General features: G+C 51.6%; 19 protein-coding genes. 13 read left to right on the top strand and 6 right to left on the bottom strand.

The genetic code is table 11. From position 1 onward, the window contains the following. Positions 1-534: 534 nt before the first annotated feature. Together KB236_06720 and KB236_06715 are read right to left on the bottom strand one after the other, a co-directional pair. Positions 535-1227, bottom strand: a complete 693-nt coding sequence (locus tag KB236_06720) for a CPBP family intramembrane metalloprotease (protein UIF28247.1) — start codon at positions 1225-1227, stop codon at positions 535-537. Positions 1228-1304: 77 nt separating this feature from the next. Further along, entirely contained in the window at positions 1305-1688 is a 384-nt protein-coding gene (locus KB236_06715) for a VOC family protein (GenBank protein UIF28246.1), read from the bottom strand. Between the two features lie 185 nt (positions 1689-1873). Between KB236_06715 and KB236_06710 the strand changes: the two genes are divergently transcribed. Together KB236_06710 and KB236_06705 are read left to right on the top strand one after the other, a co-directional pair. Then, positions 1874-3427 carry an ATP-binding cassette domain-containing protein gene (locus KB236_06710; protein UIF28245.1) on the top strand — a complete coding sequence of 518 codons (1554 nt, stop codon included), beginning with the start codon at positions 1874-1876 and terminating at the stop codon, positions 3425-3427. 102 nt (positions 3428-3529) lie between these two features. Beyond that, positions 3530-4126, top strand: a complete 597-nt coding sequence (locus KB236_06705; protein UIF28244.1) for a L,D-transpeptidase — start codon at positions 3530-3532, stop codon at positions 4124-4126. Positions 4127-4211: 85 nt separating this feature from the next. Here KB236_06705 and KB236_06700 read toward each other — a convergent pair whose 3' ends face one another. From KB236_06700 to KB236_06690, 3 genes are all read right to left on the bottom strand, one after another. Further along, positions 4212-5123: a proline-specific peptidase family protein gene (locus tag KB236_06700; GenBank protein ID UIF28243.1), complete on the bottom strand. Its 912-nt coding sequence runs from the start codon at positions 5121-5123 to the stop codon at positions 4212-4214. 361 nt (positions 5124-5484) lie between these two features. Continuing rightward, on the bottom strand, positions 5485-7923 hold the full coding sequence (locus KB236_06695; GenBank protein ID UIF28242.1) for a Xaa-Pro dipeptidyl-peptidase: 2439 nt from the start codon (positions 7921-7923) through the stop codon (positions 5485-5487). 619 nt (positions 7924-8542) lie between these two features. Continuing rightward, positions 8543-9949 carry an amino acid permease gene (locus tag KB236_06690; GenBank protein UIF28241.1) on the bottom strand — a complete coding sequence of 469 codons (1407 nt, stop codon included), beginning with the start codon at positions 9947-9949 and terminating at the stop codon, positions 8543-8545. A gap of 453 nt (positions 9950-10402) precedes the next feature. Here KB236_06690 and KB236_06685 point away from each other — a divergent pair, with 453 nt between their 5' ends. The 9 genes from KB236_06685 (at position 10403) to KB236_06645 (ending at position 16901) form a co-directional block, all read left to right on the top strand. Beyond that, a complete protein-coding gene (locus KB236_06685; protein ID UIF28240.1) occupies positions 10403-10828 on the top strand; it encodes an NUDIX domain-containing protein in 426 nt (141 codons plus the stop codon). Next, positions 10818-11378, top strand: coding sequence for a guanylate kinase (locus KB236_06680; GenBank protein ID UIF28239.1), 561 nt, complete (start codon positions 10818-10820; stop codon positions 11376-11378). The genes KB236_06685 and KB236_06680 overlap by 11 nt, the downstream gene beginning before the upstream one ends. An 83-nt stretch (positions 11379-11461) precedes the next feature. Continuing rightward, positions 11462-11926 (top strand): transcriptional repressor, encoded by a 465-nt coding sequence (locus tag KB236_06675; protein ID UIF28238.1) that lies wholly within the window; start codon positions 11462-11464, stop codon positions 11924-11926. Between the two features lie 100 nt (positions 11927-12026). Then, positions 12027-12566, top strand: coding sequence for a hypothetical protein (locus tag KB236_06670; protein ID UIF28237.1), 540 nt, complete (start codon positions 12027-12029; stop codon positions 12564-12566). A 20-nt stretch (positions 12567-12586) separates the two neighbouring features. Next, on the top strand, positions 12587-13528 hold the full coding sequence (locus KB236_06665) for a hypothetical protein (GenBank protein UIF28236.1): 942 nt from the start codon (positions 12587-12589) through the stop codon (positions 13526-13528). A 472-nt stretch (positions 13529-14000) separates the two neighbouring features. Beyond that, positions 14001-14735 carry an amino acid ABC transporter ATP-binding protein gene (locus KB236_06660; protein UIF30315.1) on the top strand — a complete coding sequence of 245 codons (735 nt, stop codon included), beginning with the start codon at positions 14001-14003 and terminating at the stop codon, positions 14733-14735. Between the two features lie 21 nt (positions 14736-14756). Further along, a complete protein-coding gene (locus tag KB236_06655; GenBank protein ID UIF28235.1) occupies positions 14757-15593 on the top strand; it encodes a transporter substrate-binding domain-containing protein in 837 nt (278 codons plus the stop codon). After that, a complete protein-coding gene (locus KB236_06650; GenBank protein UIF28234.1) occupies positions 15590-16228 on the top strand; it encodes an amino acid ABC transporter permease in 639 nt (212 codons plus the stop codon). The genes KB236_06655 and KB236_06650 overlap by 4 nt, the downstream gene beginning before the upstream one ends. Before the next feature lie 19 nt (positions 16229-16247). Then, the gene (locus KB236_06645) at positions 16248-16901 is read left to right on the top strand and encodes an amino acid ABC transporter permease (protein ID UIF30314.1); all 654 of its coding nucleotides are present in this window, start codon (positions 16248-16250) and stop codon (positions 16899-16901) included. Between the two features lie 650 nt (positions 16902-17551). On the opposite strand, the gene hflX is transcribed toward KB236_06645, so the two are convergent. Further along, positions 17552-18829, bottom strand: coding sequence for a GTPase HflX (gene hflX / locus KB236_06640; protein UIF28233.1), 1278 nt, complete (start codon positions 18827-18829; stop codon positions 17552-17554). Positions 18830-19289: 460 nt separating this feature from the next. Here hflX and KB236_06635 point away from each other — a divergent pair, with 460 nt between their 5' ends. Then, on the top strand, positions 19290-20918 hold the full coding sequence (locus KB236_06635) for a peptide ABC transporter substrate-binding protein (GenBank protein UIF28232.1): 1629 nt from the start codon (positions 19290-19292) through the stop codon (positions 20916-20918). Between the two features lie 273 nt (positions 20919-21191). Continuing rightward, positions 21192-22817 carry a peptide ABC transporter substrate-binding protein gene (locus KB236_06630; protein UIF28231.1) on the top strand — a complete coding sequence of 542 codons (1626 nt, stop codon included), beginning with the start codon at positions 21192-21194 and terminating at the stop codon, positions 22815-22817. Positions 22818-22899: the final 82 nt, after the last annotated feature.

Below are 22899 nucleotides of genomic sequence, written 5' to 3'. Positions count from 1 at the left end.
GCCGGATATCGCCGGGGTGTAGCCAGCTGTGACGACCCAGTTAGCTGGCGTATTTTGGCAGGTTACTGGGTGGGGCGACTCGGGAGACTCGCGATTTTTGTGAGGCTGGCGAGCGAGCTGGAAGCCCGTTCCTTGGCTGGAAGCGTTCCCCATAGCAGGCGGAATCCCTGGTAGGCGCAGGCCAAGCTTGGTCTAGTCTGATTGTTAAACCAACACGTAATGAAAAAAATGCCCCTTCACCACCGCTTGTCTTCGGAAACGCACGGCACCTTGCGCGATATGTGGGAGTTTCCTTTCTAACCAACCCAACATGGTCTATACTGTAACCAGATTCGCGGGCCACACAATGTTGGGTGGCCTAAGAGGTCCGCATTTAAAGTTGAGTGAAGCGATTGTGACGCGTATTCAGCGAGAGTTCTCGCGGGCGTTACGAGAAAAACGTAAAGGACGCTAACCATGAGAACTAGGAAATCATGGATAAGCGGCCATACATAAAAAAGCTCGGGGCGATTGCCTCGGGCTTTTTGTGACCAGTCAGATGAGTGACATGGCGTTATTCAAGAAGTGTAGGGTCATGTCGTAGCGAATATCACGGAAATGCAGGTAGCTATAGCCCAGTACCCAGCCCAACGCCGAATACATCAGTAAGGTTGGGGTGAAGCTGGCGACGTGCATGAAACCAAAGATAATGCCTGAAACGAAAATCCCCAGGAAGTTCATCAGCTTGGTATTCTTACTGAAGAAGTAATTGAGAAAGATACCGCGGAAGATCAGCTCTTCAATCACCGGCGCCAGCAGGATGGCGTAGGCCAGATTCCAGAAGGGTAACTGGGTGACCTGCTGATTAATCGCCTGCTGGTTGGCGGGACTCGGGAGCACGTGCGTGGCAATCAGAATGGACCACGAGTACTGAATGGCCAGCATCAGGATAAAGAAGCCAATGAGCTGGCTCACAGTCTTTCCGGTAAAGGGTGTCCGGCCAAACTGGCGGGGATTATTTTGCTGGAGTTGTTTCTGATAGCGCCAGGTGATGAATCCCAACAGTAGGCCCGTGTAGATCAGCATCATACCGATGGTTCGGTTGGTAGCGGTCCCGTGACTCGCCTGGAGTGTCGCCTTGGTCAGGAAGAGGCTGTCAATCAGGTAGAGCAGTAGAAAGCCCAGCCATTTGAGGTCGCGAAGCACCCAGTCCAGTAGCCAGTTGAGACCCTTGTTCAACGAATTCATGCAAGCAGTCCTCCAATGTTAGTGTGTTTCTAGCGGTGACCACGACCAATCAAGCGTTGTCGCAGTAAGCGCCGCCGTTACTTGTCGTATTTACCAATCTCGATGAGGTTTTCATCGGGGTCGCGGACGTAAACGGAGGTCATCGGACCCAATGCCCCTTGCTTGGGGATGGGACCGTCAACGATCTCGACCGCGTAGTTGGTCAGGTGAGAGAGAATGTTGGCGAGGGGATCAGTCGCGATGATGGCGAAGTCTGCGCCACCCACCGTGGGATGTTTAGCAACGGGTAAATGCAGGTCGTCACTTTGTTGAAAGTTCAACTTTTGCTTGCCGAGTTTCACGCCGCGCCGCCCGTCGTCAAATTCGATGATGGGCAGGTCAAAGACCTCGTGGTACCAACGCACGGAGCGTTCGATATCGCTAACGGTTAGGGTAATGTGGTCGATGTTACGAATATTCATGAAAGCTTCAGTCCTTAGAAGTAAATTTTCACTATTATAGCATAGTTTTCACGAGACCCTAAGCCATGAAGTTGACGAACCCGGGCGTTTCGTGGTAAGTTACTACTTATATATTACCGTTTGGGAGGAGGCCTTGACGTTGTCGGGGCTTTTTTCTTGCATGAGAGAAGAAGGGAAGGATACACGTGCCATTACTAGAAGTTGACGACCTAAGCATGAGTTTCGCCGATAAGAAGCTCTATGAAGGGGCCAGTTTTACCCTGGAGAAAGGCGAACACATGGGCGTCGTTGGGCAAAACGGGGTCGGTAAGTCAACCTTAATCAAGATTATTACGGGGCAGGAGCTGCCACTGACGGGGTCAGTGAAGTGGCAGAAGAAGACCCACGTGGGCTATTTGGACCAATACGCGGACATTCCAGCGGGGATGACGCTGATTGACTTTCTCCACACGGCTTACGCTGACTTATATGAAATGAATGACCGGATGACGGCCATGTACACGGAATACGCCGAGAGCATGGATGACAAGCTTCTGGAGCGGGCGGGTCGAATTCAAGAGGAACTGGACGCGCGCAACTTCTATGACGTGGAAACGCAGATTGAACGGGTCATCTCCGGGTTAGGTCTCGATGACATGGGCCGGGATCATGAAGTGGCTAAGATGTCTGGGGGCCAACGGTCGAAGATTATTTTGGCTAAATTATTGCTGGAAACGCCCGATGTTATCTTATTGGACGAACCGACCAACTATCTGGATACGGCGCACATTGAATGGCTGGAAGACTATCTGAACAGTTTTGACGGGGCCGCTTTAATCGTGTCCCATGATTACGACTTCCTCCAAGACGTGACCAACTGTATCATCAACGTGGCCTTCGGGCAGATTACCAAGTACCGTGGGAACTTCAAGCAGGCCATGCGTCAACGGGCCGAGAAGGAAAAGGCCCAACAACGCGAATTCGATAAGCAACAGGTCGTGATTGAAAAGGCCGAACGGTTTATCCGTAAAAACAAGGCCGGTTCTAAGTCGACCATGGCCAAGTCACGGGAAAAGATGCTGAACCGGATGGACCGGGTCGATCCGCCTTCGACCAACATTCAGGCGCACTTCGACTTCCCTTACCAGGAAACGGGGTCACAAAACGCCTTGGTGGTGGACCAACTGTCCGTTGGGTACGACCGGCCACTGTTGAAGCCCGTGACGTTCTCCGTGACGACCGACCAAAAAGTTGGACTGACTGGGTTCAACGGGGTCGGGAAGTCGACGTTGATTAAGTCCATCCTGGGAATCATCAAGGCCAAGGGTGGGGAAGCGTCCTTCTCGCCATCCGCGCGGATCAGCTACTTCAGTCAGGATTTAGTTTGGGATAACAATCGGCAGACACCACTGCAGATTATCCAGGCGAAGTACGAAAAGTTACCACAAAAGGCCATTCGGGGGAAGCTGTCCAAGTGTGGACTGGACTCCGCAAATGCGATGAAACCAATTGGAGAGCTCTCCGGGGGCGAACAGACCAAGGTCAAGCTGGCCTTGATGGAATTTGAACCCGCAAACTTCCTTATCATGGACGAACCGACGAACCATTTGGATGACGAGACGAAACAAGCTTTGAAGGAAGCCATCGCGAACTTTCCGGGTAACGCGATCATCGTCAGCCATGAGGCCAGTTTCTACACGGGCTTAGTCGATAAGATCTTGAACGTTGAGAAGTTAAGTTTGAAGAACGTCCAAAACTAACGTTGCATGAAGATTACGTTTCGGTAAAAATCATTTCCTTTTTCATGAAAATCCGTTAGAGTTGACGGTAGAGAAAATATCAGGAGAAAGGGACGGCAAAGCATGAGACGTTTCAGACAACTAGTGGTGATTGTGATCTTGGTTGTGGTGGCGGCAATGGGCATCAATCGCGTGATTCAACATTCGGCAGCCGATAAGACAACGTCGACTACCCAGACGGCCACGACCGGTACGACCCAAAAAGCAACAGTCAAGAAGATTAATTGGCGTCGGCCATCCGAAGACAAGGCCTATCCGAACTTGAAGCAGCATCCGAATGCGTGGCTGGACGTGAATACCAGTAAGCAACGGGTGTACATCAAGGACGGTGACCAGACCCTCTACACCATGTACTGCTCCACCGGGACGGGTAAGGAGAACGGCACCCCGCACGGGACCTATTACATTCAGGCCGAGCGCGGGAAGTTCTTCTACAATCAGTCTTCTGGTGAAGGGGCCAAATATTGGGTTTCTTGGAAGGATCATGGGATTTACCTCTTCCACAGTGTGCCCACGGATCAGAATGGCAAGTTCATCAAGAGTGAAGCCGAAGAACTGGGTAAGACGGACGCCTCACACGGTTGTGTCCGGTTATCGGTGGCCGACGCCAAGTGGGTCTACACCAACGTACCTTATGGGATGAAGGTTGTGATTCACTAGCTCGATTCGGTTGTTAAGCAAATAAAAATGAAAAACATCCAGTCAATTCGTGTTTGGAATTGACTGGATGTTTTTAGTTTAGCTTTTAAGCATTGAAATTATCGTTTTCCACATCACGGATAAACGTGGCCAGATGATCGTAGTAAACGGGTGCGTTATCGATCATGTGGTGGTGGCCCCCTTCAGGTGTGGTAACGAAACGAGAGTGAGGGATAAGTTCGGCCATCTTCTTACCAGTGGCGATTGGCATGGTTTCGTGTTCCCCAAAGGTTAACAGGGTTGGGACCTTGATTTCCTTCAAGTGGTCACGGAAGTTCCATTCCTTCAGCTTCCCTTTGATGACAAACTCGTTGTCCCCTTGGAAGGCACCGTAAACGTCGGTTGCCATGGTGCTGATTAAGTGGGAGATGGCGGCTGGCTTCTTCCGATCCACGTAGCCGTCGTTTAAGATGTCCACGTAGCTCTGGTAGGTTGGGTCGTCGTAGTTGCCTTGGGCTTCAACTTGTTTCATGTAAGCCACTTGGTCGGCGGATAAGACCGTTTCGCGAATATGGTTAATGCTTTCAACGTATTCGTCGATGTTATCAACCATGGAGGAAATGATCGCGCCCTTTAAGTGTTGGCCGTATTTAGCGGCGTACATCTGAACTAAAGCGCCACCCCATGATTGGCCGATCAGGTAGAACTTGTCGATACCCAATTTTTGGCGAACTTCTTCGACTTCATCCAAGAAGTAGTCGTAAGTCAGATACTTCTTAGCGATCTCGGGGTCGCTATAGTCTGGTTGATCGGAGTACCAGGAGCCAAGTTGGTCGTACATGTGGACTTGAACGTTTAAGCCTTGGGCGGCCAATTGCTTAGCCGTATCTTCCCAGTATTCGTGGTTACCACCGGGGCCACCGTGAAGGGCGAGCAAGTGAATGTCGCCGGTGCCTTGGGTGTTGGTCCAGAGGTGGTAGCCGTTGTCTAAGGTAATGATCGTCGTGCCTTGTTTCATAATGAAATTCCCCCGTTTCTAATGAGTTATCTAATAGTTTAGCACTGTCGGTTAAAATCCGAAACTAAAGTTAATTGAAGCGTGGTCTGGTTGGTCCTTCGTTGACGATGTGGAGAAGCCAGGGACCCACTGGCATTCAAATTGGTGATGAAAGAATTAGCAGAGCCGTGAGTGAGTCAAATCTGGGCTCAGCCGGGGCATCCATGACTGGTGATTTACCAGTTATGAATGGGCGCCTTGGAAACACCGAATTGTGGTGGTTTCAAGCGAGGGCCAAGACCGTCCCTTCAGGCTTGGCCCGGTCCTTCCCCAGCGTTCCAGCCCAGATTTGGCGAACGGTAAGGCGGTGCAGTGGGCAAGACTATTTCTCAACAAAGGGAATCGTCAGCGAGGATTCGCCGAGTTGAACGGAATACTGTAGATCCTGATTCCCGCGGACGGTCATGCCAAAGTCTGTGGCGTACACGACCAATCCTAACTGATGGCCCGCCAACAACTTGTAGTGTGTCGGTTGTAGGGTCACACTGAGGTCATAGAACTGGTTGGGTTTGAGCGAGTCAACGTGATAGGCGTTGGTCCGGTTCTGCAGGTTGCGGTGGCCCTTGGTGATCATCTTCCACGGCGTACTCTTGGTCGTCTGGAATTCCCGCAGGTTGTCCTCGCGCCAGTGGTAACCCTCGTCAAGGTTGATCCGCAACGAAGTGGGACTAACCCCGAGACGCTTGGCCTCGCTGTAATCCACGACCTGGAAACTCAGCATGCCGACCGGTTGGTTGACGGCGACCTGCAGTTTAACGGTTGGCTTGCCGTCCAAGATCAGATCGTCCTTTAAGACGGCAGATTTGAAGATTAAACGGTGACCGAACATGTCGTTGTGCTTGTCACCCAGTAAGTCCGCTTCCCAGGCGTCAATGTCCTTGGTATAACGCTGAAACTGTGCGGTCGGTAACTGGTCGTTGAAGCTCGTGGCAAATTCCATGGGCTCGTGCGTCGTCTGGTCGACCAGCTCGTCGTGTTGGAGGTTGAAGACGCGTTGCGGATTACTTGGCGCGTCCCAATCGTCGGTCGCATGCCAGGTTTCTGGGGCCACATTGTCTTGGATAATGACGTTAGGTAACAATGTCTCCGCCTGGTTATCCACGTCCAACAGCTCGTGGGTCAACCAGAGATTGACGATGTCAGTGTAGTCGATTGACCGGAAAGCATTGATGTAGATGTGCTGGCCTTGGTGGAGAATCAACTTTTTGGTAACGGGCAGGTCGCGAACGGCATTCCAGAGATTGTTGACATTACGGGGCTTGACGTTCCAGTCGTTGAGCCCGTGAACCAGCAACAGATCGGCCTTGATGTTTCCGGCATTCTTTAAGTAATTGCGGGCGTCCCAGAAGCGGTTGTAGTTTCCGGTTGCGCGGTCTTGGCCATGCGTGATGGCGGCGAGGTCGGCTTGCCATTTTGCTTGAATACGATGATAGTCACCAGCCTTGAGTTGCCGACTGAAGGTCTCTTCGGCCAGAACGTCGGCGTCTTCACCGGGAAAGCCCCCGGGAGCTACGACCAACCCACCGTCACGGTAGTAGTCGTACCAGTTGGAAATGGCGGCTTCGGAAATCACCGTTTTCAGCCCGGTAACACCGGTGGTTGCGGCGGCTGTGGCCAGAGTTCCCAGGTAGGAACGACCGGTCATGGCAACGGCGTGGTTACTCCACCAAGCGGGAATGGCTTGCGTGGCGGCCCGGCTAGTAAAGGCCGTGCGGTTGCCAGCCAGCCATTCAATAATGGCGATGGTCGAGGTCGTTTCCTCGGGATCCCCAGTCGTGCGGACCCCATCGGAATTGACGGTTCCAATCCCCGCGGCGTAGACGACCGCGAAGCCCCGGGCCAGGAAGTAATCGTTGAGTGTGTAGGATTGTTCGCGGGCAAAGGTCTCCTCGGCTGTCTTGGTCGTGGTGGTCACGGGCCGTGGGTCGGGAACGGGCCGTGTATTCGGCTCGGCGGTGACGTCGGCGTATGTGAGGTCGTTGGGTTGTTTAGGCTCCAACGGGACGTTAACGTTGTGCATCATCTGATCGCCGGCCTCGTCGTTGGTCCCTTGGTTGTAGGGGCTCGCCGTGTAGAGGACGGGCACTTTCAACCCGGATTCCGTTTCGGCGGGACGAATGACCTCGGCTTTGAGTAAATCACGTTGGCCGTCGTCATCGGTGTCCTGAGGGCTTTCGACGTAGACCACTTCGCGAATTAAGTGGGTGGTGTCGAAGACGGCTTGGGCCTTGCCGTTGAAGATCAGGGGCTTTTCGACGCTTTCGTCATGAACGAAGGGGGCAAAATAACCGTGCGTGGTCAGATGATCCAAGAAAGTTTGGCCGTTTTTGGTGTGGGTCGTCAACAGGAGATACCAGGCTTGCTTGAGCTCGGACAGGGTGAAGACATCTCCCGCGTGATCGGCGATCGGAAGCTGAATCTTAGCCATCGCGGCCAGGGGATCGGCTAAGTCGAAATCAACTTCTGGCAAGAACCCCAGCCGTTGAAGCGCTAAGTTGTAGAAGGCACTGACGGCCACCTCATCGTGGCTGGTCAGGTAGGCGAGACCATCGGTATCCGGCGAGGCCATCAGGCTGGCGAGCTGCTGCTCAACCACGGCTGCGGTCGTATATTCCGGCCAACTCTTGTCGTAGAAGTCCTGTAATAGGGCGCTACCGCTGGTTAGTTCTTGATTGTCCGCGGTTAAGAAACGTACCCGTTCAAGTTCGTGAATTGCCTCGGCCGGTTGTGTGGGCCGGATGGAAAATTGTTGATTACGCAAATGAATCACCCTCCTAAATAATTTTAAATTGTTGGTTTATGTTATGGTCGCCTATGGCAGACAGGGATTCCGCCTGCTGTGGGGACCGGTAAAAGCCTGTGGAACGGTCTTTTACCTCGATTTGGAGCCGAAAAGCACGTTTCCAAATACGTCCTGCGCAGTAACCTGACTGTGAGACGTCAGCTAACTGCGCATTCACGGCTGACTCCATCCCTGTCTGCCTACGGCTAAGGTGGTGGCTTAACTCAGCTAGTAGTGTGAGTCACACGTTGGCGGCCAGAGTGAATAAGTGGAAGCTGTTAGTAAAAACGAGTGGAGTCGGTAGTGAGTCCCGGTTTGGCTCACTCGCGGCTACGTTGGTGCGTGGCACAACGATTCATTTTGGCTGAGTCAATGATGAACAGTCTATTTGCACCAATGTTAGCCGGCCGGAGGAGGCCAGAGTGGAGCCAGCTGTGAGTGTGAAGCTAGCTGGCGTTTTGGGCCAGGTTACTTCACTGGACGACCTTGAAGACGTGAATTTTCGGCTTCAAGGCGAGGGACAAGACCGTTTTGTGGCTTGTCCCGTTCCTCACAGCAGGCGGAACTCTGGCAGCCGCAGACCAGCGAATGTAAAGTTCTATTTAGACTCAGGCTGGTCGTCATTGAGGCGGCTGTGGCGTAGGCCGTAAGTGAAGTAGATGATGAGGCCGAGGACGAACCAGATTGACGAGGCAATCCAGGTCTCCGCCGGTAGTTGGAGCATCATCCCAAAGCACAGTAGTCCAGAGACGATTGGTAGGACCGGATACCACGGCACCTTGAAGCCGGAGTTCGCCGGTAATTCTTTGATGTGCCGTAACCGAATGATACCAAAGGAAACGAAGAGAAAGGCCACTAACGTCCCGATGTTGACCAGGTTGGTTAGTTGCGCCAGGGGAACGAAGCCCCCGAGAAGCGCAATTACCACGGTAATAATGGCTAGGCTGTTCTTAGGTGTGCCGTTGGTTTCGTCGATTTTCCCTAAGAATTTAGGCAATAGCCCATCCCGACCGATGGAGTAGATGAGCCGTGAGGAGCTGTAGATCATGGTCACCATCATGGTAAACATCCCGGCCAACGCCCCCAGCGAGATGATCCCGGACGTCCAGTTCTGGTGGACCAAGGTTAACGCGAAGGCCACTGGATCGGCCACGTTGAGCTTGGTGTAATGGACCATCCCGGTCAGCACCACGGCGACCAGCATGTAGAGGACGGAAGCCACAATCAACGTTCCGATAATCCCAATGGGCATGTTCTTCTTGGGATTCTTGACCTCGGCTGCGGAAGCGGAGACCACGTCGAATCCAAGATAAGCGAAGAAGACAGTTGAGGCGCCTTGCAGGATTCCTTTGGTCCCGAACGGTGCGAAGGGTTTCCAGTTGGCTGGTTTGACGTAGAAGATTCCCACCAGGACGAATAAAATAATAATGGCAATCTTGACGAAGACGATGGCGGTATTAATCCGCATCGACTCGCGCATGCCCCGGTTGAGCAACCAACTAATCAGCAGGACCACCAGGATAGCCACCACGTTGCCGTACGTCCCATGTGCGGGGTCGTAAGGACCAGCGAGAGCTGTGGGTAGGGCTAGGTGGAAACCGGCAAGAAACGAGTTAAAATAGGCGCCAAAGGAATTGGCCACGGCCGCCACGGCCAGCACGTATTCCAAAATCAACGCCCAACCGAGCACCCAGCCAATGATTTCGCCGAAAACCAGGTTGCCATAGGAGTAAGCCGACCCGGCGACGGGCAGGACGGAGGCAAACTCGGCGTAACACATGGCCGCTGTCGAACAGACAATGGCCGCGAGCAGAAAGGATAAGACAATTCCGGGTCCGCTGTACTGCGCGGCGATGGTTCCGGGGAGAATAAAAATCCCGGTTCCAATCACGGCGCCAATGCCCAGTGACATCAGATCTTTTGCCGTCATGGTCTTGGCAAAATGCTGGTCACTTTTTAAATAATTATCTAAGCGTTCGCGGCGAAAAATTCGCGAAATACCCATAAAAAGCCTCCTTAATAATGATGATATCTCGGATAGTGTACCCTAGACGTAAATTAAAAGTCAATGAGAGCTAGTCAGACTTTTCGGAAAAACCAGTTAAAAATCCCCCATAACCCGGGATTTCGGGATAAAATAGAACAGTTATGGGCCGGCTAACGGGGAAAAATAGCGACGACCACTCGGAGCTTCAGTGGTATCATTGGCCAGACAAACCCCGTGATACCGCCAGTCTGGCCCAATCCTTGAGAAAGACGATTGGACAGCCACCAGCGGTTTTAGTGGCGGGGCAATCACAATTTCTCCGGAATTAAAATTTTTTCTGACAAATTGACCACTTTAAGTGCCGTTCGTGGTAGAGTTAAGTTTCATGAATTGAACGGCGGCCAGCACTCCATACCTATTTTGCTGGCCAATTAAAGTTGAGGTCATAGCTAACGAGGAGGCAATTTGAAGATGATAACGGAAAATGCCAGCGGTGCCGTGGTTTATCGTTTGGTCGACCAGCAGCCGCAGTATTTATTGTTGAAGAGCGCGACCAGTAACTTTTGGGGATTTCCCAAGGGGCACGTCGAGGGAAATGAAACGGATATTGAGACGGCGGTGCGCGAAATTCGCGAGGAAACCAGTCTCAACGTCACGGTGAACCCGACCTTCCATGCCGATCTGGATTACGACATGCGTAATGGTCACCATAAACATGTGGTGTTGTACACCGCCCAAGTTCCGGCAGACGTCACGATTGAACGGCAGGTTGAAGAGATTAGCGACTACGGTTGGTTTGACTTTGAGACGGCCCACGAGCGCCTGAGCTATCCCAACTTGCAGGACTTACTGACGCAGGCCAATACCTTCTTAGTGGGGGACCAGCATGACAAATAAAGTGTTGGTCATCACTGGCGCCACCGGGACGGGCAAGACGACGGTGCAGGATTATTTGGTGCGCCAATACCCCGTGACCAAGGTCATCACCCATACCACGCGGCCACCGCGGCAGGGAGAAGTCAACGGTCGTGACTACTACTTCGAGACCGACGAGAGCTTTCCCAAGAACCATTACTTGGAGTCCGTCTTCTATTCGGGCTACCATTACGGCTCGTCACGTGAAGGGCTGGCGGCTGGATTCGAGCGGGAACCGTTCGTCGCCATCGTCTTAGATACGAAGGGCGCCATCACCTACGCGCAGGAGCTGGGCGATCAGGCCGTCATCATCTTCTTGACGGTTAGCCAGCCCGATGACCTGCTAACGCGGGTGACGCGGCGAGGTGACGACCGGGAGATGTTGCGGCAACGCTTTGCCAGTCCCGAGTATCGTCGCGACTTGACCATGCCACTGGCGTTACGCGGCAAGGCGATTCAGCTCAACAATGATAACTGGCAACAGACCCAGATTAAGTTAGATGCGCTGATGAACCGCTTACAGGCGAAATAAGTGGCGCATTGGTTGAGTTTCGACTGAAAGTGTGCGAAACTAATGAGGATTTCGGACTAAATTTTAAGAGGAGGCCGCCCATCATGGCAGACACGTTGACCGCCGCCGTGGCGATTTTAAGAAAGAATAAGTACAAGTTGACCAAGCAACGTCACGCGTTGCTGGAATTTTTGGTGACCAACCAGGGTCACTACACGGATGTGGTAACGGTTGACGCCTACATGCGGACCGAATTTCCGGGGATGAGCCATAACACGGTCTACCGGAACCTCAAGGAATTCGAGGAAGTCGGCATCGTGGAGCAGAACACGGAACAGGAGCGGACGCGGGTGAAGTACCAGTGTGACTTCCACCATCAGCACCATCACCACTTCATTTGCCAAAATTGTGGCAAGGTCACCGAACTCCAGATGTGCCCCATGGACTTTTTCACCGACCAGCTACCGGGTTACGACATCACCGGCCACAGCTTTGAATTGTATGGTATTTGTGCGGAATGCAAGGCGGCCGGGGTAACGGCGGCACCGCAGTCGTTGGTGAAAAATTAACGGCCGAACTTAGTTAAAAATTAACAGAAACTTGAGAAAATTTTGAAACGAACGTGCGATAATAAGAGGCATTGATTTAACGTAGAAGGAGGAATGTCATATGGCGTACCGGACACCACCCTTTATCACGCCGTTTGCCATCGTCTCGATGGCATTGGCACTCGGGGCCACCAACGTGGTGACCAATTCCGTCACGAAGACCAACGAAGGGGCTTCACGGACGTCGACCAGTTCGTCGCTAGTCGTGAACCAATCCAATGATTCGAAGAAAAAGGCCAGTGACGACAGCAAGAAGAAGGATTCCGATTCTTCAAAGAAAGACAGCAGTGAGTCATCCGATAAGGACAGCAGTAGTAGCAGTTCATCGACGGATACGGAAAGTTCGTCGGCTAATTCCACGTCTGAAACGGAAAACAGTACGGCCGGCACAACGGGCTCGACAGGTAACACGGGTTCGACGTCTAAGAAGAAGACGTCATCCAGTACGACGAGTTCTGCCACGACCGATGATAGTGGTACGACTAGTGACGACACCGGTTCAACCAGTGATGACACCACGACGGATGACACTGGTGCGGGCACTTACAGTCACGCGAACACTTATAACACGACGAATGACACCAACACCACGGGTCAATAACGAAGAAAGGGGGACCGACAATGCTTAGTTTTCTTGATATGGTCAACCATTACCTGGGCTACATCAATGTGAGTGTTAAGATTAAAAACCGCATTTATGTGATTTTGGGTGCGTTAGGGGACCTTTACCTGTTCTACATCGGGGTTCGTTATCTCCAAAATGGCCACCCATTCTGGGGCCTCTTGATTCTGTTGGTTGCCATTATTTTACTGTATTTTGCTTATTTGAATACGGTTTACTATTTCACCAATAAAAAGGCCCCGTTTGATATCTCGCCGAAGATTGAAAAACTTCTCCACATGAAGCCTAAGGAGGCCGAAATGGATCAGCCCAAGCGGACCATCGGCGGGCGGAACATCCCGGCTAACGGATACTTCGATGAGAAGAAGATATTACCCGGGAAATTATCGTCGACGCCTTTGGAGCAAGATAATATCCAGAATCTGGCAACTCGGCTTCAGCAGAATCAATTGCTCCAGCTGGATTACTCCGGCTTAGGCGATCGGGAGATTACGGAACAGACGCGGCAGACGGGCAAACCTGTCTACGCCTCTGGCCCCGGGGCCTTGATTCCGTACTTCGACATGCAGACCGAGGATAATCAGTTGGTCGTGTATGCGGGGATGAATCAGGCCGAAAAGCAACGAGTCGGTGTGGTCAGCACGGTAGGTCTTCAGAACGTAGCCGACGTGCGGGATCAATTCGAATTGTACTTGGCCAATGCGACGCTGGTCGGCGGGCCCTTTAAGGTTTTGGGGCGGACCTCAGTGATTGAACAGGCGAATGATTTTCAGGTTGCCGTCCAACTGGCCTACAAGCATCAGGGCAGTCGTGATCGGTCACGAGACACGCCAGCAACGCGGGAAGCTACGACGACTTCACGGCGGGCACGTTACGATCAGGCACCGCAGACGGATACCGACTCGGAACCAATGACGCGGACATCACGGTATCATCACTAAATTGAACAAACGAGGGCACGCGGATAAGACTAGCCGCGTGCCTTTTTTATGGCCAGGTCACACGTGGACGTCAACATGACGACTAGAAGTAGAAAAAGATTGGAAAACGTGATCAATGGTAGCGTGAAGGTGAGGCTGGGGAACCTCCATGTTGAAGCCGTCAGTCACGCTGAATTGGTTAAATCCGGGGGGGATGTTCGGAAAATAACGGTCTATATGTCATATTTTCTAACATATCTGTGCTACTTAACAGAATTTTTTTTGGTGGTCATTAGGCGTGCACAATCCATGGTATGCCTAATCTTTTTATCCCTGAATCTTTAGCGGGGGTGGTGACACCGGGAGTGTTTGTTTTGACCGCGATATTTTTTTGGTTTAGACTCTATCATAGACACAAAAAATCAGAGGTACGGACGTTAAAAACACCGACCAGGCAACTACTTTAGTTATGTGGAGGGAAAGACTTATGTCAATGATTGAATTTCACAACGTTGAAAAATACTACGGTAGTTTTCACGCATTACACAACATTAATTTAACGATTGAAGATGGGGAAACCGTGGTGCTGATTGGGCCTTCCGGGTCGGGGAAGTCAACGCTAATTCGGACGATCAATGGTCTTGAATCCATTCGCCACGGCCAACTGATTGTGAACGGCCAGGACCTGGCCAACCCGAAGACGGATATGAACCGCATCCGCAAGAACGTGGGGATGGTCTTCCAGCACTTTAACCTTTATGCGAACAAAACAATTCTTGAAAACATCATGTTGGCCCCGCGGATTGTGTTGCACCGCAACGAAGACGAAAACAAGAAGGTCGCCATGGAGATGCTCGACCGAGTGGGTCTGGCCGACCAAGCACCGAAGATGCCCTCGCAGCTTTCTGGGGGGCAGCAACAACGGATCGCGATCGCCCGTTCACTGGCGATGAAGCCCAAGTGTTTATTATTTGACGAACCCACCAGTGCCTTGGATCCCGAAATGATTGACGATGTGCTAAACGTTATGAAGACCATCGCCCGGGACTCCAGTATGACGACGCTGGTTGTGACCCACGAAATGGGGTTCGCTCGTGAGGTGGCCAACCGGGTCATCTTCATGGCTGACGGTCGGATTCTGGAAGATGATTCCAAGGAAACCTTCTTCGATGGCCAACCAACCAACGAACGGGCGCGTCAATTCTTAAGCAAGATTATTACACACTAAAATGGGGGAGGAACGCGCAGTATGAAAAAGTTTATTCGAATTCTGGGCTTAGTCCTGACCCTGTTAACGCTGACGGTTGTGGTCAGCGCCTGTGGTAGTAAGCCTCTGTCGCAACGAAACGTGTTGAAGACGGATCAACAAGACAAGACGATTACCTGGGGAGTTAAGGCGGATACCCGCCTCTTCGGATTACTAGACACGAAGGACGGTAAGATCAAGGGGTTTGAAGTCGACCTCGCAACGGCACTGACTAAGCAGATGTTGGGGAAGGACGCCAAAGCTAAATTCATTCAGGTGACGAGTTCAACGCGGATGCCGATGTTAAAGAACGGCAACATTGACGCCATTATCGCCACGATGACGAATACGCCGGAGCGGCGCAAGCAGGTTGCCTTTTCGAACACCTACTTCTTCGCCGGCCAATCGCTGCTGGTTAAACGCGGCAGTAGTATTAAGAACGTGAAGGATCTCAACAAGCAGAAGGGAACCGTCCTCGGCGTTGTGGGGTCCGATTCAGTGGAAAACGTGGCGAAGGTGGCCCCGAATGCCAAGGTCTTACAGCTGACGGATTACGCCCAAGCGATGACGGCCTTGAAGTCTGGGCAGGGCCAAGCGTTAACCACCGATAACGGGATTCTTTATGGGATGTCCGTTCAGAACCCGGGCTATGAAGTCACGGGGGGAACGTTTGTCTCGGAGCCTTACGGAATTGCGATCGATAAAAACCAAACGCCATTTAAGAATTCCGTGAACCAGGCCCTGGCTGAGTTACGGGCAAATGGTGAATATAACAAGATTCTTCACAAATGGTTCCACAACGTGAAGGGCTTTGACTACGAGGAGGCGGCTAAAGAATGATTCATATTTTTCAAGCATACGGAGGCACACTCCTATACGGCCTTGGCCAAACGTTGCTCTGTAGTTTAATTGCATTAGTCTTCAGTTTGATTATTGGGACGTTCTTTGCTTTGCTCGAGGAATCGCCGAGTAAGATTGCCCGGCGGATTGCGCGGGCCTACATTGAACTTTTCCGGAATATTCCCTTGCTGGTTATCACGATGTTCTTCTACGTGGTTTTCCCGTTGTACGTGGTCAAGATGAACGGGTTCACCGCCGGAACGATTGGGTTGACACTGTACACCTCGTCATTTATCGCCGAAACGGTTCGGGCGGGCATTCAGTCCGTGGACCCTGGCCAAATGGAAGGGTCACGGGCCAACGGGCTCACCTTCTGGCAGGCGATGCGCTACATTGTCTTGCCCCAAGCGTTCCGTTATGTGATTCCACCGCTGGGTAACCAATTCGTCAACTTGGTCAAGAACTCATCGACGCTGGCCTTTGTCGGCGGTTTTGATCTGATGTATCAAGGTAACGTGATTGCCTCAAGTTCTCTGGAGACCATGGCGGCCTATTCCGCCGTGGGGGTTCTCTATCTGATTATCACCATGCCAATCAGTTATTACATGCGCTATTTGGAAAAGCGGTTAGCTTAAGGGGAGGAGAATAATTATGTTGCAGAACTTTATTGATGCCTATTCTCCCGAAAACTTACACTACCTGCTCGGGGGCTTATGGATAACGATTTTGGTTTCGGTGATTTCCATCATCGGTAGTTTTATTATCGGGTCGGTGCTGGGGGTCATTCGCTACGTTAAGATTAAATACGTGTCGGCGGTTGTGGGTTTCGTCATCGATGTGATTCGGAACTTGCCACTGCTGTTGATTCTCTTCTTCACCTACTTCGGTTTACCCAATTTAGGGGTCAAACCCGAAGTGATTCCGGCGGCCATTTTGGCCATGACCATCTTCGAATCCACGATGCTCGCTGAAATTGTGCGCTCGGGGATTCAAGCGGTCGATCCCGGTCAGATGGAAGGGGCGCGGGCCAACGGGCTGACATACTGGCAAGGCCTGTGGCACATCGTCTTACCGCAAGCGCTGGTCAAGATGATTCCAGCCATCGTTAGTCAATTCATCTCACTGGTCAAGGACACGTCACTGGCGACGATTATTCTATTGCCAGAAATGCTGTTCCGCTCCCAGATTATTTACGGGCAAAACACCAACTACATTATTCCGATGTTCGTGGCGATTGCGCTCATGTACTTCATCGTCTGCTACTTACTATCCTTGCTGTCACGGTACTTGGAGAAACGGCAGGCTTAAAATGGCTTAAATCATACAGCGACTGATGGTTCCCTGAAATGGGGGAGCTGTCAGTCGCTGTTTTTTGTTTCCTTTTACGGTAGTCCTAAGCATTCCGCCTGCCGTTCAGCGTCCCCATGCCACTATGCCTGCGGCTGCCAGCAATTCCGCCTGCTGTGGGGACCGCTTCCAGACAAAGAGCGGTCTTCCAGCTCGCTTGAAAGCCTGTCAAAGCCCGACAGTCTCTCAAGGCGTCCCACGGTCTAAGCTGGCAGAATACGCCAGCTAACACCGTTGTCACGGCTGGCTCCATTACTGGCCTCCTCCGGCATTGACGGTGAGGGCACTGAACGTCAGATAAGCTGGAAGCACGTTACGAGCTGGCGAGCTACAGCACCCAAATCCGTGGTAAAAGCTATCGTAGCCGTGAGTGAAGCAAAATATGAGCTCAGCCGTGGGATTCCCTTAGCGGCGGGTCAAGCCGGTTAGGGAATGGCGACTTGGAAACGCCGGTCTTTGGCGGTTCCAAGCGAGTCCCGAGACCGCTCCTCAGGCTCGGGGCGTCCTCCCCACCGCGATCCAGCTCATATTTTGCGAACGGAAGGCGGATGAAAAAACAAAAAGCCGCCAAGCACATGTGTCTTGGTGGCTGATGATGGGTTATTTAGGCGCTAGTCCGTGACCACGAACTTCTGGAAACGATCGAAGTCGGCCTGCTGGAGCTCAACTTTCAATGCGGTTCCCTCCGCTTCGTAGCTGGTGTCGAGGACGTTAGCGTTTTCGTTTAAGTACGACACGATTTCACCGTCTGAGAAGGGCACCAGGAAGTTAGCCGTCACGTAGTCGTGGAAGACCTTTTCCTTCATGGCCTTGACCAACAATGCGACAGAGTCGGGGTCCTTGGCCGACAAGATGAGTTGATCACCCACGCGGCTAGGGTAGCTGGCTTCGGTCAAATCGGCCTTGTTGAAGACGGTAATCATTGGCACATCGGTCACGCCAATCTCTTCCAAGGTCTTCTCCGTGGTGGCCATCATGGCTTCGCGGTTTGGGTCGGCGTAGTCCACGACCTGAACCAGCAGATCGGCACTAGCTGCCTCGGCCAACGTGGAACGGAAGGCCTTGACCAGTTGGGTTGGCAGCTGGCTGACGAAGCCGACCGTATCGCTGAGCAACAGTTTCTTTTGATCGGGAAAGACCAGTTGGCGAACGCTGGTGTCCAGCGTGGCAAAGAGCATGTCCTTAACGAAGACTTGCTTGTCCTCGCTCTTGCCAAATTCGCGGACGAGGGCGTTCATCAAGGTTGATTTTCCGGCGTTGGTGTAGCCGACCAGCGCAACGGAAGGAAGCTGATTGCGTTCTCGTTGTTGCCGCTGGGTGGCCGCCGCCTGATTGATTTCCTTTAATTCATGATTGACGTGGTTGATCGACCGTTGGATGGTCCGCCGACTCATTTCAGTCTGTGACTCACCGGAACCACGGTTGGTGAAGCCACCGCCGCCACCGCTACCAGTCTGTTGGTCCAACCGTTGAGACGCGCTGGTGTGTAGGCGGGGCAGTTGGTATTGGAGCATGGCCAATTGCACCTGCAACTTGGCTTCACGTGACTGGGCACGGTTCGCAAAGATTTCTAGAATCAAGCCGGTCCGGTCGATGATTCTGGCCTTGGTGCCGTTCTCCAGATTCCGAATCTGACTCGGGGTCAGCTCGTCGTTGACTACGATGATGTTGACACCGTCGTCGGCCACGATTGTCGCCAATTCCTCGACCTTTCCCGTTCCGAAATAAGTCCCAGGGTTGGGCTTCGTCAGAGACTGTTGAATCTCCTCAGCCACGGTCATGTTGTTGGCCTCCACCAAGTTTCTCAGCTCCGTCATGGAATAGTTAAACGTGGATTGACCAGCGTTTAGCCCAATGGTAATGACGGGTGTTCGTGGGGTTTCTTCCAAAAGATCACCCTCCTTTAAAGTCTATGACTTGAGTATAACATGTTTGCTCAGGAGCGAATAAAGATTAGCTGGGGAACTGGGCGTAAATGAACGAAGTGATTGCGTCAACGATGAGGGGAAGCAAGTAAGACATTCAGTTAGAGATGAGTATAATTTAATATTCAGAGTTAGTTGTGGGAGAGATAGGATCTATGATCTATAAACGCTGATCTTACAGTGGTTGACGCTGCTTTTTACGATTACTTAGAAAGCTAAATCAAGTTCATTTGGTTACCTGGTTAGCAAAAAAATGTTGATAAATTAAGAAATGGTATTGATTCTAATCTAATTTTAATCTAAAATAGTTGCTGTTGCGATGGCAACGTGGGTCATCCGTTGTGGGCCTTGAGGGTTGGCACAAGAGAGGTCAGCTTTAAGGTACACAGCGGTAGAAATACATATTTAGAGGGGTCGGAATTTTATGAAGGTTAAGTCAATCGTCAAATTAGGGACGGTGGCCACGCTAGCAGCGATTTCGTTAGCCGCATGTGGCACGTCTTCAAGTAGTAACAAGCAAGCTAAGAACCAAACTTTGAATTGGATGGAAAGTTCTACCTTACCAACGATGGATAATTCGTTGGCCACCGATGTGGTTTCCGGTGAAACGTTGAACAATACGGGTGAAGGGTTACTGAAGTTTGGAAAAAATAGTAGCACCCATCCCGGCGTAGCCAAGAGCTACACCAAATCTAAAGACGGGAAGACGTACACGTTTAACCTGCGGAAGTCCAACTGGAGTAACGGCGATAAAGTGACCGCTCAAGACTTTGTTTACGGCTGGCAACGCACGGTCAACCCGAAGACGGGGTCTCAATACGCCTACCTGTACGCGGATGTCCAGAACGCCAACGCCATTATGAAGGGGAAGAAGCCCGTCTCCACGCTGGGGATCAAGGCAGTTGGGGATTACAAGGTCAAAGTCACCTTGGTTCATCCTGTCAGCTACTTCCCAACCTTAGTGGCCCAAACGGCCTTCTTCCCTCAAAATGAAACGGTTGTGAAGAAGTACGGCAAGAAGTACGCCACGAATGCCAAGAACAACGTCTACAACGGGGCCTTCAAGCTGACGTACTGGACGGGGACGTCTGACAACTGGACGCTGACGAAGAACAGCAAGTACTGGGATGCCAAGAAGGTTAAGCTCCATCAAATTAAGTTCAGTGCGGTCAAGGACCCACAGACGGCTTTGAGCCAATACCAGAGTGGCAAGCTCGACGCGATTTACCTGAGTGGCCAACAGCCGAAGAACTACAAGAACAATAAGGATTACCATGCCCGGAACAGCTCTCGGGTAACGTACATCGAATTAAACGAAAAGAAAGATTCAATGATGCGGAACCGAAAGGCCCGGCAAGCCTTGTCTCTGGTCTTGAACCGGAAGCAATTCGTCAACAAGGTGATGGACGATGGTTCTAAGGTTGCTACGGGAATCGTCACCAGCGGCTTAGCCATCCGTAACGGTAAGGACTTTGCCAAGGAAGGCACGATCCCAGCCGCAACGGAACACAACGTCGCCAAGGCACAGAAGTTGTGGAAGGAAGCTTTGAAGGAAACGGGCCGGAAGAGCTACTCGCTGACCTTGATGGCCGATGATACGGCGCAAGGGAAGAGTACGACCGAATACGTTCAGAGTCAGTGGTCCAAGCTGGATAACTTCAAGGTCACCAACTCTAATTTGCCATACAAGACCCGGTTGTCACGGTCTGCGTCTGGCCAATTTGATGCTGTCGTCACGCTCTGGGGCGCCGACTTCCCAGACCCAATCACCGATCTGTCGTTGTTCACGTCCGATAACTCCTACAACAACGGGAAGTGGTCGAACAAGACTTACGACAAGCTGATTAACGAGGCCACGACCACGAATGCCAATAAGCCAGCTGCCCGTTGGCAAAACCTGATTGATGCCCAAAAGATCTTATTGAAAGACCAAGGGATCATTCCGGTTTCTCAAAGTGGGAAGCCACAACTGGTGAAGTCTAAGGTTAAAGGGGTCATTTACTTCCCTGTCAGCTCGAACTGGGACTTCAGCCGGGCTTACATTGGTAAATAATGAAGCGTTGAATTAAATCGGGTCCACCGTGGCCTAGTCTTTAAAGCGCCTAGAAGTTGTGCACGACTTCTAGGCGCTTTTTGGGCGACATTTCCGAATGAATTGGGTGATAATAAATTATTTTTCAACTCTGGCTCCCCATGTTTGCGGTATTTGTGAGCGGGGTTAATCACTAATATTAAAATTCACTATTGATTCTAATCGTTTTGTAATTTAACATGTTATTCAACGTTATGTTACTAGCGGTTAATTTGTGAAGGGGTCGGAATTTATATGAGGATTAAATCAATTGCCAAATTAGGTGCGGTGGCCGGCATCGCGACGCTAGCGTTAGCAGCGTGCGGAACCAGCTCAAAGACCAACGAGGCCAAGGATCAAACGATTCACGTGATGGAGACCTCGGCGCTATCTTCGATGGATAATGCCAAGGCGACGGATATTATTTCCGGTGAGACACTAAACAATACGGGTGAGGGCTTGTTGCGTTTCGGTAAAAATAGCAAAACCTTACCGGGGTTGGCAAAGAGCTACCACAAGTCTAAGGACGGGTTGACCTACACGTTTAACCTGCGTAAATCTCAGTGGAGTAATGGTGAAAAGCTGACGGCACATGACTTCGTCTACTCTTGGCGGCGAACCATTGCGCCAAAGACCAGTTCCCAGTACGCCTACCTGTACGCTGACATTCAAAATGCTAATGCGATTATGAACGGGAAGAAAGCCCCGTCGACGTTAGGCGTCAAGCAGGATGGCGACTACAAGTTGGTCGTAACTTTGGCCCACCCCGTCAGCTACTTCCCGACGTTGGTGGCGCAGCAATGTTTCTACCCCGTTAATCAGGGGGCCGTTGAGAAATATGGCAGTAAGTTTGCCAGCAACGCCCAGAAGAATGTTTACAACGGGCCATTCAAGTTGACGTCCTGGTCCGGGACCTCTGACAACTGGACGCTGACCAAGAATAAGAAGTACTGGAACGCAAAGGTTGTTAAGCTTCAGCACGTCAAGTACAGTGCCGTTAAGGATCCCCAGACCGCTCTCAGTCAATACCAGAGTGGTAAGCTGGATATTATCTCACTGAGTGGGCAACAACCGAAAAACTACAAGAACGATAAGGAATTCCATTCACGTAAGAGTTCCCGGATTAATTACGTTGAGCTGAACCAGCGCAAGGATACCATGCTGAAGAATACTAAGGCTCGCCAGGCGTTATCCATGGTGCTGAACAGAAAGCAATACGTCAATAAGGTCTTACAAGATGGCTCTACGCCTGCTACCGGGATTGTGTCGACCGGGCTAGCTATTCGTGATGGTAAGGACTTTGCCAAGGAAGCAACCGTTCCGTCAGCAACCTCTTACAATCTAGCCAAGGCGCAAAAGCTTTGGAATCAGGCGCTGAAGGAGACTGGGCGGACGAGTTACAGCCTAACCTTGTTGGCCGATGACACGCCAGCCGGTAAGTCAGCGACCGAGTACATTCAAAGCCAGTGGAGTAAGCTGGATAATTTCAAGGTTACGAACTCGAATATTCCGTACAAGACCCGGTTGTCTCGGTCACAGAATGGTCAATTCCAGGCTGTCGTCAGTGGCTGGAGTGCCGACTTCCCAGACCCAATCACCGATCTGTCCTTGTTCACGACCGGCAATACTTACAACAACGGAAGATGGTCTTCCAAGAGTTATGACAAGTTGATCGACCAAGCCACGATTAAGAATGCTAACCGGCCAAGTGCGCGGTGGCAGAATCTGGTGGATGCCCAGAAAGTTCTGTTGAAGGACCAAGGGATCATTCCAGTTTACCAAACGGGGATGCCGCAGCTGGTCAAGTCTAAAGTCAAGGGCGTCGTTTATTTTCCAGTCGGTGCGAACTGGGATTACAGCCGCGCTTACGTTGCGAAGTAAGCCGCATTCTAAAAAGTAAATTAGTCCTAACGTTGGCGAAGTAAAGCCGAGTCAACGATGTGTCCCCAGAAGGTGTCCCTGC

The sequence above is a fragment of the Levilactobacillus brevis genome (genome assembly GCA_021383565.1).
Classification (GTDB): domain Bacteria; phylum Bacillota; class Bacilli; order Lactobacillales; family Lactobacillaceae; genus Levilactobacillus; species Levilactobacillus brevis_B.
This window is presented reverse-complemented; position numbering and strand designations above follow the sequence as displayed.